This is a genomic window from Actinospica sp., assembly GCF_035552695.1.
In the GTDB taxonomy this organism is placed as follows: Bacteria; Actinomycetota; Actinomycetes; order Streptomycetales; family Catenulisporaceae; genus Actinospica.
In genome coordinates this window covers 1-11070 of the sequence record NZ_DASZKT010000211.1, presented here as the reverse complement: position 1 = coordinate 11070, position 11070 = coordinate 1, and the positions used below count along the sequence as shown (strand labels likewise).

14 protein-coding genes and 1 pseudogene are annotated in these 11070 nt (G+C 71.2%); 4 read left to right on the top strand and 11 right to left on the bottom strand.

What is annotated here, in order from left to right:
* Window positions 1-443: 443 nt before the first annotated feature.
* Window positions 444-791 carry a hypothetical protein gene (locus VG296_RS24170; RefSeq protein ID WP_325569411.1) on the bottom strand — a complete coding sequence of 116 codons (348 nt, stop codon included), beginning with the start codon at window positions 789-791 and terminating at the stop codon, window positions 444-446.
* A gap of 184 nt (window positions 792-975) precedes the next feature.
* A complete protein-coding gene (locus VG296_RS24165) occupies window positions 976-1407 on the bottom strand; it encodes a CBS domain-containing protein (protein ID WP_325569409.1) in 432 nt (143 codons plus the stop codon).
* Between the two features lie 116 nt (window positions 1408-1523).
* On the opposite strand from VG296_RS24165, the gene VG296_RS24160 reads away from it, so the two are divergent.
* Window positions 1524-1829: a cell wall protein gene (locus tag VG296_RS24160; protein ID WP_325569407.1), complete on the top strand. Its 306-nt coding sequence runs from the start codon at window positions 1524-1526 to the stop codon at window positions 1827-1829.
* A 60-nt stretch (window positions 1830-1889) separates the two neighbouring features.
* On the top strand, window positions 1890-2060 hold the full coding sequence (locus VG296_RS24155) for a hypothetical protein (RefSeq protein ID WP_325569405.1): 171 nt from the start codon (window positions 1890-1892) through the stop codon (window positions 2058-2060).
* On the opposite strand, the gene VG296_RS24150 is transcribed toward VG296_RS24155, so the two are convergent.
* Entirely contained in the window at window positions 2057-2308 is a 252-nt protein-coding gene (locus tag VG296_RS24150; RefSeq protein WP_325569403.1) for a hypothetical protein, read from the bottom strand. The two genes, VG296_RS24155 and VG296_RS24150, sit on opposite strands and share 4 nt — an antisense overlap.
* A gap of 88 nt (window positions 2309-2396) precedes the next feature.
* Between VG296_RS24150 and VG296_RS24145 the strand changes: the two genes are divergently transcribed.
* Complete coding sequence (locus VG296_RS24145; protein WP_325569401.1) at window positions 2397-2579, top strand: hypothetical protein; 183 nt, start codon at window positions 2397-2399, stop codon at window positions 2577-2579.
* A 69-nt stretch (window positions 2580-2648) separates the two neighbouring features.
* Here VG296_RS24145 and VG296_RS24140 read toward each other — a convergent pair whose 3' ends face one another.
* The 4 genes from VG296_RS24140 to VG296_RS24125 form a co-directional block, all read right to left on the bottom strand.
* Window positions 2649-3611 (bottom strand): NAD(P)-dependent oxidoreductase, encoded by a 963-nt coding sequence (locus VG296_RS24140; RefSeq protein ID WP_325569400.1) that lies wholly within the window; start codon window positions 3609-3611, stop codon window positions 2649-2651.
* Between the two features lie 731 nt (window positions 3612-4342).
* The gene (nuoD, locus tag VG296_RS24135; RefSeq protein WP_325569398.1) at window positions 4343-5683 is read right to left on the bottom strand and encodes an NADH dehydrogenase (quinone) subunit D; all 1341 of its coding nucleotides are present in this window, start codon (window positions 5681-5683) and stop codon (window positions 4343-4345) included.
* 91 nt (window positions 5684-5774) lie between these two features.
* The gene (locus VG296_RS24130; protein ID WP_325569396.1) at window positions 5775-6746 is read right to left on the bottom strand and encodes a universal stress protein; all 972 of its coding nucleotides are present in this window, start codon (window positions 6744-6746) and stop codon (window positions 5775-5777) included.
* Window positions 6747-6911: 165 nt separating this feature from the next.
* Window positions 6912-7346: a hypothetical protein gene (locus tag VG296_RS24125; RefSeq protein WP_325569394.1), complete on the bottom strand. Its 435-nt coding sequence runs from the start codon at window positions 7344-7346 to the stop codon at window positions 6912-6914.
* On the opposite strand from VG296_RS24125, the gene VG296_RS24120 reads away from it, so the two are divergent.
* Window positions 7318-7866 (top strand): DUF6343 family protein, encoded by a 549-nt coding sequence (locus VG296_RS24120; protein WP_325569393.1) that lies wholly within the window; start codon window positions 7318-7320, stop codon window positions 7864-7866. The two genes, VG296_RS24125 and VG296_RS24120, sit on opposite strands and share 29 nt — an antisense overlap.
* Window positions 7867-8628: 762 nt before the next feature.
* Here VG296_RS24120 and VG296_RS24115 read toward each other — a convergent pair.
* The 4 genes and pseudogenes from VG296_RS24115 to VG296_RS24100 all read right to left on the bottom strand — a co-directional run.
* Window positions 8629-8982: a DUF3040 domain-containing protein gene (locus VG296_RS24115; protein WP_325569413.1), complete on the bottom strand. Its 354-nt coding sequence runs from the start codon at window positions 8980-8982 to the stop codon at window positions 8629-8631.
* Window positions 8983-9144: 162 nt separating this feature from the next.
* Window positions 9145-9816, bottom strand: a complete 672-nt coding sequence (locus tag VG296_RS24110; RefSeq protein WP_325569391.1) for a phosphoribosyltransferase — start codon at window positions 9814-9816, stop codon at window positions 9145-9147.
* A gap of 22 nt (window positions 9817-9838) precedes the next feature.
* Window positions 9839-10240 carry a DUF2267 domain-containing protein gene (locus VG296_RS24105; RefSeq protein WP_325569389.1) on the bottom strand — a complete coding sequence of 134 codons (402 nt, stop codon included), beginning with the start codon at window positions 10238-10240 and terminating at the stop codon, window positions 9839-9841.
* A 153-nt stretch (window positions 10241-10393) separates the two neighbouring features.
* Window positions 10394-11070 (bottom strand): annotated as a pseudogene (locus tag VG296_RS24100) (aconitate hydratase); the annotation flags it as partial.

The following is an 11070-nucleotide window of genomic DNA, read 5'->3' as shown; positions in this document are numbered from 1 at the left end:
GTTCCGCCGCGGCGCTGGTCGTCGTGGTGGAGACGCCGTTCGTCAGCCGCTTCTTCGGCTGCACGCCGCTCGGGCCGACGGCCTGGGGGCTGGTCGGCGCGTCCTGCACGACGGCGACGCTCGCCGGAGCGGCCGCGCCCGGCCTGGTCGAGCGCGTCGCGGCCGTCCGCACGCATTGACACCGCTCACCCGCCCCCGGAGCTGAGGAAAGCATGCTCGATGGAAGGGGTGCTCGACCTCGCGGGTGTCGGCTTTCTCGACTAGGCCGGGCCGCGGGCCCTGCTGCGCGGTTCGGACGCCGCCTCTGCCGCCGAGGTCCGGCTCGGCTTCGTGCTCTCCCCGGCGGTCGCCCACGTGCTCGACTCGTCGCGGATCGAACCGGAGGCATTCGGGCATCACGGCTCCGGACCGGGATTCGGCGACATCCTGACCCGCGCGCGGTACTACTCCGCAGTGTCCCCGCGCAGTGGACCCCAGCGGCGCAGCGCGGCGAATCCGACGCCCGCGGCCGCCGCGACCGGCCACTCGACCGCGCCGAGGGCCGCGAGCCCGCCGAGACCGAGGTAGACCGGCAGGCCGTGCGCCATCGGAGCCACCCGGCGGGCCACTGCTACCGGGGTCCTGACCAGCGCCGCCGCCGTGTCTGCAGCGGCCTGGTCCAGCCGGTCGACCGGAACGGTGAGCCGGTAGACGGGCGCCTGCTGCTTCGCGGCGCGGGACTGGGCGGACGGACGGGTGCTTGTGTCGTTCTTGGTGCGAGAACTCTGCTTGACATGATCGGCCGTGGCCATGGAATGTCACTCCTTCCGTGTCGCGTCCCCAGTGCTCGCTTGGCGGCCGGTCAAACGCCGTTCCGCCAACAAAGGCGGCCGTGCCCGCCTCGCGCGCGGGCACCGCGGTCGCTGTCGGTCCGCTCACTCGCGATTCCAAGACTCAGGTTTTAGTCACTCACATATTGATTCGCCTATTGGCCACTCAAGTGTCGGGCATCGCGCTGCTGATTCCGCCGAGCACGGACTCCGGCGCGCCGAGCGCCGCGATGTCGCCGAGGGAGACGACACCGATCGCCTTACCGTCGCTGACCACCGGCAACCGGCGCACCGCCGCATTGCGCATCAGGTCCGCCGCCTGCACGACCTCGGTCTCCGGATCGACGGTCCACAACTGCCTGCTGCACGCCTCGCGGACAGGCGTATCGGGGCCGAGGCCGGTCGCGAGTGAGCGCACCACCAGGTCGCGGTCGGTCACCACGCCGATCAACTCGGAGCCGATCAACTCGGTGCCGTCGGCGATCAGCACGGTACCAATGTCCTCGTCTCGCATGATCTGCGAGACCTCCCGGATCGTCGCGTCGGGCCGCGCGGTGATCGGCGCCGGCGCCATGATCTCGCGTACGGTCACAGTCATCGTTGAAGTCCTCCCTCCGCTTCGCGACGGCCGGTCGGCCCCCGATCCACGCCGTCTACCCCGCCTCACCTCGCACATGCACGCATATGGGGATGGATCAGGGGTAGCCGGACCGCATGAATGATCATCGAAGTGACGCGTTCGCGGGGCACCACTTCCCGTTCCCGTCCAGGTCAGTGGTTCTTGAGCCGTCCCAGACCGCCACGGTGCCGCCGCTCCCGGACCCGAACGTGCCACCGGTCCCAGATCCGGACCGCCCGATCGAGCCGGTGCCCGAGCCGACGCCGGTGCCCGAGCCCGAGCCGGATCGTCCGATCGAGCCCGCCCCCACGCCGTATCCGACCCCTGATCCGGAGCGGCCGATCGGCCCGGACCCCGACCGGCCGGTTACGCCCAGACCCGAGCCGCCGCCGGATCTCTAGGCTTTCGCGGCCCGGTGGCCGTGTCGCGCACAGTTTGGGCGATGTGGCGCGTGGCGCGCGGTGCCCGAAACCGCCGCGGCATGCGCTCCCGACGGAAACACCTGGCGCATGGTCGGACCGCTGCGGGTAGCAGGCGTGGATCTACGAGGCGAACGAGGTGATCTGGTGAAGGCTCTGGTGTACAAGGGCGAGCACACCGTGGGCGTCGAGGTACCCGACGCGCGGATCTAGTCGCCGCAGCCGCCGGCGCGGCGGCTGGCCGCGACCGGGAGCAGCCCGCAGCCGCACCGGGCCGCCTGGTCCTGGGCCTCGGTGGCGGCGCGGCCCTTGAGGCGGCGGGCACGGCCGGCGCGCTGGCTGGTGAACTGCAGGCCGGCTTCGGTCTGCGTAATGCCGACGTGTCGAATCGGCACTGCGCCGCCGACATCATCTGGGGTAGCCCGTTCGGCGCCGTCGTGCACGGCTACGACGAGCTGCACGCCATTCACCGGCGTCTTAAGCAGCAGGCGCGCGGTGGCCGGGACTCGCGCTATGAGGTCGTGAAGGTTCTCGCGCCCGCGCCCCGGTGTGGCGATCGCCCAGCTCCGCCGGCTGGCCCTCGACGAGGACGGCCGGCCCTACGAGCCCGACGGCGACCTGTCCGGCACGTTCTGCGAGATGGCGAGGTACGTTCTGGTTCGCCGCGGCGGCACCTGGTGGCTCGCTGTCGGCCAGAACACGCCACTGCCGACGCCCCCCACCGCGCGGTAGCCGGGCGTTGTTGTCGATCAGCATGCCCATGCCGGTTCAGTTGGCCGAGCGCGTCCAGCGTCGATGGTGTCAGCCGAGCCCCTGGGTGAAGCCCTGGCGCCAGCTCGGGTAGCGCGGTTTCCAGCCGAGTTCGCGCTTGGCTTTCGCGTTCGAGGCACCGCGCGTTTCGGTCATCATGAGCGTCGCCGTCTCACCGGCAACCAGCCGCGCCAGCCAGCGCGGGATGCGCCGTGGCGGCTTGGCACCGAGCGCGCCCGCCAGCACGGGCAGCCACTCACGCACCGACGCGGGCTCGTCGTCGACGATGTTGTAGACGCCCGGCGCGCCGTGCTCGACGGCGGCGACGGTCGCCGCGGCGGCGTCCTCGATGTGGATGTGCGAGGAGACGCCGCCGCCATCGCCGATGATCGGCAGGCGGCGTTTGCGCACCGCCGTCGCCATCACCGCGTCCGCGGCCAGACTGATCGCGGTGCCCGGACCGTAGAAACCGCCGTAGCGGAGCACCAGACCCTGACCCCACGTGATCGCCGGGACCGCCTGCTCGAGGTGGCGCATCGCCGCCACTCCGTCGCGTAACGCCGTCGGCGGGTCCGGGTCGGGCGGATCGGTCTCGCTCAGCACCGGCCCGCCCGTGCGGGCGAACTGGAACGCGGCGAAGCCCTGCGCCACGAAGCGCCGGGCCCCGCACGCGCGGCCGGCGGCCAGCAGATGGTCGGTCCCCTCGGTGCGCAGCCGGGTCGTCATGATCGCCCCGCTGAAAGCCTCGGGATGCCGCGCGTCCCTGAGCGACATCCTGCCCGATAGCGCCGTGAGCTCGTGCACGATCACCTCGGGCTCGGCCAGTGCCACCGCGTGGGCGACCGCGTCGCCATCGAGCGCGTCGGCCACCACCGGGCGCGCTCCCAGAGCGCGCACAAGCTCCTGCTTCGCACTGCTCCTGGTCATTCCGGTCACCTCGTGACCTTGCGCGACGAGTTGCGGGACGAGCACCCTGCCGAGAGCGCCGGTGGCGCCGGCCACGAACACCTTCACGATCGCTCCCTTCGTCCGCCGAATCCGCTTTGAAACGAGATCCGGATCCGATGCCGGTGCCCCGCGCGCCGCGACCCAAACGCGGAGCCCTGCACGGAGCGAAACCTTCACCGCCGGGCAAGCCGACCGTGACCTGGGGCTGCCACGTCGAACTTGGCAACAAGCCCCCACAGCGGGCCGTCAGCCGATGACGGCGGCCACGACGATCCGGAATCGGTTGCATCCGGCGCATCATCCCGGCCGTCCGCCGGCTAAGGCTTCGGCGGGACTCTTCCAAACGGCAGCTCAGCGGGAAACAGGGGGCTGTTTAACTGGCAACGTGCACATATTCGAACTATGCCGAATTCCTCGCATGGGCGCCTCGAAGAGTGCGTGAGACGGAACGGTGTTGGCGGTGAGCTTTTGGTCGCCCGTTACGGCTTCGCGTCTATTGCGCCGGCTGGCCGGCGGTCAGGGCGGCGCGCGAGCAAGGTTACGGCGGTCTCGTCGTGACCTATGAGGCCGGCGCGATCGTTCCGGTCTCCCACCGCGGCTGGAGCGTCGTGGTCACCGGGTACGCCCGGCAGGTCACCGACCCAGGTCAGCTCGCGACCTCCAGGAGCGACTCGTGCCCTGGGTCGAGACCGCCGTGGACCGGATGGTTCGCATCCGCCCGGAGATGGTCACCGGCTTCCGTCTCGTGTCAGGGGCCGATCGTTTCACGCGTAGGTGCCCGGTGCGCGCGGTGGTGTTCACCGGTCGACCCCTCCGAGCACCGGGTCGAGGGAGGAGATCGCGGCGATCACGTCGGCGAGCAGCCCGCCTTCGACCATGGCGGGCAGCGCCTGGAGGTTGGAGAACGACGGATCGCGCAGGTGGACGCGGTAGGGGCGGGTGCCCTCGTCGCTGACCAGGTGCGCGCCGAGTTCGCCCCTGGGGGATTCGACGGCGGTGTACACCTGCCCGGCCGGTACCCGGAAGCCCTCGGTGACCAGCTTGAAGTGGTAGATCAGGGCCTCCATGGACTGGGCCATGATGTGCCGGACGCGCTCGAGGTCGATGCCTTGGCCGTCGCCGCCGAGGGAGAGGCGGGCGGGCCAGGCGATGTTCGGGTCCTCGAGCATGATCGGGCCGGGGCGCAGCCGGTCGAGGCATTGCTCGACGATGCGCAGCGACTGGTGCATCTCGGCGATGCGCACCCGGTAGCGGCTGTAGGCGTCCGCGTCGGTCTCGGTGGGCACGTCGAACTCGTAGTCCTGATATCCGCAGTACGGCTGGGACTTGCGCAGGTCGTGCGGCAGCCCGGTGGCGCGCAGGATCGGGCCGGTGACTCCGAGGGCGAGGCAGCCGGCGGTGGCCAGGTACGCGACGTCCTGGGTGCGCCCCTTGAAGATCGGGTTCTCGTCGAGCAGGTGGTGGTAGTCGCCGAGCCGGCGGCGCAACAGCGGGATGAGCTGTCTGATCCGTTCGGGCGCGTCGGGCGGCAGGTCGCTCAGCACGCCGCCGGGGCGGATGTACGCGTGGTTCATCCGGTTTCCGGTGATCGCCTCGAGCATGTCGAGGATGAGCTCGCGCTCCCGGAAACCGAACGTCATCACGGTGACCGCACCGAGCTCCATGCCCGCCGTGGCGATGGCCACCAGGTGGGAGGAGATGCGGCCGAGCTCCATCAGCATCACGCGGATCACGTTCGCCCGCTCGGGCACCTGGTCGGTGACGCCGAGCAGCGCCTCGACGCCGAGGCAGTAGGCGAGCTCGTTGAACATCGGGGCGAGGTAGTCGGCACGGGTGACGAACGTGACGCCCTGGGTCCAGGTACGGTACTCGCAGTTCTTCTCGATTCCGGTGTGCAGGTACCCGATGCCGCAGCGCGCCTCGAGGACGGTTTCTCCCTCGAGTTCGAGGATCAGGCGCAGCACGCCGTGGGTGGAGGGGTGCTGCGGCCCGAGGTTGACCACGATGCGTTCCTGCGCGTTCTCGCGGTCGCTCACCTCGGCGAGCAGCTGTTCCCAGTCCTGCGCCGCGCCCGACGTGGTGAAGGCTTCGCTGCGTGGCCCGGTGTCGTGGTCGGCGGCGCGGTTGGTCTCGGCCATGGCTCTCTCGGCTCCCGAGGGCGGTTTCGCGGTCCGTACTGCGCGCCGGTGCCCGTGTCGGGCCCGGCGAAACCCTTGCCGCGCCGCGTGTTCACTCCTGCGGCGCCTGATCGTGTGCGTCGGGCACCACGGCGACCGGCGCCGGGCAGTGCGTCAGCAGCTTCGCGGCCACGTGCGCCGGTCTGGCCGGTAGTGGGCCGTGGCGGGGATGAGGGTGCGCGCCGATGACGACCAGCCGGGCGTGTTCGCCTTCCGCGGTCAGCACCTCGGCCGCCTCGCCCTCGATCGTGGTGATCTCCACGTGCACGTCCGGGTACCGCCGCTGGAGTGCCTGTAGGACCAGGCGCGCCTTCGCCGTCTCGCGCTCGATCGCGTGGTCGCGCTCGGTGTTCGTCGCTCTTGCCCGCGGGGGACTTGCGCTGCGTATGCCGAGTCCGGCGGGCATGAGGACCGGCATCTCGACGTCCTCGGGCGGGTGCGGCCCCGGCGCCAGCGTGCGCACAGCGTGCAGGCTTGCGCCGTGCAGGTGTGCGGCGGCGAACGCGAACTGCACGGCGCCCTGCGCGGGTTCGGGGGCGAGACCGAGTACGACCGGTCCCTCGTCCTGCTCGGCGCGCGGGCCGCGCACGACCACCAGCGGGCCGCGGGTGCGCGCGGCAAGTGCCCGGCTGACCGAGCCGAGCAGCGTGCCGGCGATCGCGCCGTGCCCGCGCGTGCCCGTCACGATCAGCATGCCCTGCCCGCTGAGCTCGGCCAGCCGCTCGACGGGATGCCGCGGGCTCAGTTCGGTCTCGACCGGTAGTCTCGGCACGAGCTTACGGATCAACGCGGCGACCGACTCCACGAACACCGCGCCCTCCGTACCCGGCTCGCTCTGGTGCGCGATCGGACCGAGCGCGGGCGGGATGCCCCCGGTAGCCCCGCAGGCGAGCAGCACGGTCAGCGGCACGTCCCGCGCTTCGGCCTCGTGCGCGGCCCACACCGCGGCGTGCCGCGCGGAGTCGGAACCGTCCACGCCCACCACTACGCGGGCCAGTTCGCCAAGCACCTGGTTTCTCGTCATGGCCACCACGCTCCTCCCGGATATCCGGGCCAGAATCTACGCATTTTGCGGATTGCCGGGATTCGTGCGGCTAACCTCCTCGGACAGGGCGAGAATTGTGCGCGCCCCGTGCGTCGGCGGTCAGGTCGCCGCTGCCGGGAGCCTGTTTGATCCCGGATCGACGGGCTACGAGGGCATCGAAGCGAGATGACGGCCGCCGACGGCAGCCGAGAAGACGAGGCGAGCCGCCGGGTTCACGGATCCCGACACCTTGCCCCGCCTGCGACGTCGCGGTGCAGTGGACCGCCGGAGTCGATCACCGGCCCTCTCGGGCAGACGGGCGAGCGCGCCGCCGGGCACGGCGCTTATGGAGTGACCGATCTCCGGCTCGGCGCCGCGGGCGGCGCGCTCCGGATGGCGAAGGGGGGTGAACGCGGTGTCTCGGTCGCGGTGCGCAGTGGGGACGAGTCCAGGCACGCACAGTGCACTGCGCGCGAGGTTGGTCATGGCGTGCTTCGGCCTGGTCTGGTGCGTGGCGGGGATCGTGGGATTCGCGCTGTAGCCCGCCGTACCGCTGGTGATCATGTTCACGGTGACCGCCCTGATCGCGGTGGTCGACATCGTGGTGGTGGTCCGGCATATCCGAGCCGGACCGGTGTTTCTGCCGGGTCCTGAGGTGCCGCCGTTCCGGCCGGCGCGCGAACCGAGGCCACTGCCTGCGCCTCGTCCTGCCGCCCGGCCGGCGGTCCGGCACGTCAGATACCTGCTCGCCGTGGGCGTGGCCGTGGTCTTGCCGGCCAACGCCTGGACATGGGTGCGTGGGGCTTCGCTGATCGCCTCCGTCGTGATCAGTGTCCTCGCCGCACTACTGATCACGGGCGGGGTGATCGCGGCGAACATCGAGAGCCCCATCGAGCGCGACGAAGAGCTTCCGCCCGACCCTGGAGCCGGACTTCCTCTCGCCCGGCGCCGCGCGCGCCGCGGTGGCTGCCCGCCGGGCAGCCACCGCTTCACGACGGCGGGCAGAGCGGAGGTTGCCGCGCTAGGCCCGGCGGCATGCACGACGGGCGCGCGGCGAGACCCGCTGTCTGCCGCTTGGCGGGTAGCCGAAGGCGTGAATGAAGTGCGCCGGACCGGGTAGCCCGAGGCAATGATCTGGACCACAGCACGTCCGCGTGAAGCACTTCGGTCGCCGGTCGTCGGCTCGGACCCGCGTCCGAGCCCGCCCCCGCGGCCCGATCCCGAGCCCGAGCCGGTTCCGAGGCCCGGGCCGGTCCCGGGCCCGATCCCGCCGGCCCCGCAGCCGCCCAACCCGGAGCGTCCGCCCGGACCGCCGGTGCCGCCCGAGCCCGATCCGAGTCCGCCGATTCCCGAGCCGGGGCCGGACATCCCGCCGATCCCGGTGCCGGAACCGGGACCGTCCATGTCTGACCGCCGGCGGCGGATCCAACAGCGCTTGGCCAGCCCCTCCCTCACCGCGACTGATGCAACGGCGGTCTTGCAGATCAGCGTCCAGCCCACGCTTCGGCAGGTGACACAGCCCGCTCGCGCTAGTGAGTCGGGACCCAAGACGTCCCGCGCCCCGATAGACGTCCCGCGCCCCGATGCGCGACAGGCTCGCTCAGCGGGACCCGCACGGTCAAGATCCCCGCGTCGTAGGACGCGGTGACCTCGTCCACCTCGGACCCGGATAGTTGCGCCGTACGGCAGAACTAGCCGTACGGAACTCGCTGTGCTGCTTGTCCGTCTTCTGCTCGCTACGCTCGGCGCAATCGAGCGCCCCGCGCACGACCCGCCGTCGCCCTACAGCAGGCTGGGGAATGGCTCCAAGAAATCGCGCCGGTCGGGCAGCAGCCCGAACGTCGGGCTCCTCGGGGGGAACGGTCTCAGCAGCCGTCGTCACTCATCCATCTCGCTCTGTGTGGCCACTGATGCGGGAGGCGGGACTGTCACCGGCGGCTTTGCGGCGCCGGCTGTGGTGTGCGTCGAGCACCGACAGCGCCCACCAAGCCGCGTCCGCCAGCAACACGACGGCCCCCAGCAGCGCCGCGTCCGCGCTCGAGACGGCGAAAGCCACCACCAGAAGCACACAGCCGACCATCAACGCCGCCAGCCGGACGGCGCGGCGCAGCCGATGCCGTATCCGCGGCGGCGCCCAGGCATCGAAGCGCTCAAGCCCGCGCGCCAGATCCGGTGTGCTCGTGCGCAACTGCTGCTCGATCCCGGCAAGCACCCGCCGATCGTGGAGAGAGAGCATCACGTGCCCGCCTCCTTCCGCGCCCGCATCCTCCGGATCCCGGACCGAAAACCGGTGCCCGGTTCGACTCGATCTATGCGCACGGGCACGATCGAAAGACGCGCGCGAGCCCGCGTACCGCAGCACACTGCGGCAGGAGGCCGCACACCGCGAACGGCGTGCTCACCGTCTTCCCCCGACCCCGGGCCGTGCGGGACCGGCCAGCCGGATCACGTCGGCGTCCTCGAGCTGCTCGAACCGCTCGTACCAGGTGCCGACCGACCCGAAGTCCTGCGGCACGGCCAGCCACACGGTCCCGTCGGCCAGATCGGCGATGCGTTCGGCGGCGTCCCGTGCGCAGACTGGCGCCGCGAAGATCAACCTGCGCGGCCGCCAGCGCCGTAGCGCGTTCAGCGCCGCCTGCGCCGTGACCCCGGTGGCCACCCCGTCATCGGCGAGCAGCACATCCCGTCCGGCCATCTCCGGGAGCGCGCGCTCGCCCCGGTAGAGCGCGGCGCGCCGGTGCAGCTCGCGGCGTTCCTCATCAGCCAGCGACCGCAGATGCCCGGTCTCGAAACCGAGCTCGGAGGCCTGCGGGCCGAGCACGATATCGCCGGAGCCCTCGGCGATCGCGGCCATGCCCACCTCCGGGAACCCGGGCACCGCGATCTTCCGGGCCACGAACACCTCGACGCCCACCCCGAGTCTGTCCGCGATCACCCGCGCGACCGGGACGCCGCCACGCGCCAAACCCAAGACCACCGGGTCTTCCAGCCGCAGATCCGCGACCGGCTCGGCGAGCCTGCGGCCGGCATCGACCCGGTCGGCGAACACCAGGGAAGCTGGTCGGTTCACTGGTACACCTCCGCCGCCCAGGTCATACCGAGGCCGCGAATCCGAACAGCAGCAGCGCGCCGATGTCGTCCGGAAGAGCCACCGCCACCTTCGCGCTGACCATCCCGTCGGTCGCCTCGTCGACCACCGCGGCCACCGCGTGGCTGAGCATGGCGGCCCTGGACTCGTTGACCCCGGCTCGCGCGGCGACGCGCGCGATGAACTCGAGCTTGTCGAACCGCTCGCCGGCCGCCCGCGTGGCATCGGGGCGCCGCAGATGCTCGCCGATCTCGTGCGGCAACTGCGCCGCGAGGTTGGCGGCCAGCCCCGCCGGTACGCGCTCGCCGAGGGTCTCCAACGTGGCGCGAGTGGCGCGCTCCGCCTGGCCGCGGTCGGGCAAACGCGCTGCGGCCTGCACCTTCCCCAGGAATTGATCGTGCTGCATGGTCGACCTCCATCCATCACCGCGCCGGTACCCCGCACCACGTGGCCCATGCGCCCCAGTTCCCAGATGCGACACGCCCGGACCCTGGGGTGATCTGCGCAGCTTCGAATACCTCTCCTGCCGCGACTCCATGTATCGGCGATGGCCGCCCGTTCATTGCGAGCGCCGGCCCTCGTCGTTGAGTAGCGGGATCTGTCCGCCGGCGAGCACGGCCGCGATCTGGCGTTCGGTCAGGTGGTGGCGGGCTCGGTGGGTCTCGTCGCGTGTCGTGTTGCGGATCTCGATGCCTGCGTCGTGTCCGTCTCTGAGTTGGTCGTGCAGGTGGGTGAGAGTCAGTTCGTCGCCCGGCGCGATGCGTTCGTAGGCCGTCGGGTCGGCGAACTCGAGTGGGAGGATGCCGAAGTTGGCCAGGTTCTGGTGGTGGATGCGGGCGTAGGACTTGGCGAGCACCAGGCGCAGTCCGAGGTGGCGCGGGGCGATGGCGGCGTGTTCGCGGGAGGAGCCTTGTCCGTAGTTGGTACCGCCGACCACGGCGTGGGCTCCGGTCTCGTGGGCGCGCTGCGGGTAGTGCTCGTCGAGTGGGGTGAAGGTGAACTCGGCGAGTTTGTCGATGTTGCTGCGGTACGGCAGGGCGCGGGCACCGGCGGGAAGGATCTCGTCCGTGGACACGTCGTCGCCCACCTTGATCAGTACCGGAATCGTCAGTTCGTCGGGCAGCGGCTCGAACTCGGGCATAGAGCCGATACTCGGCGCCTTCTCCAACTCCACCTGCTTGGCCTCCTCCGGCGGGAGCGGGGCCTCGAACTGTGTGTCGATCACGGTGAACGACA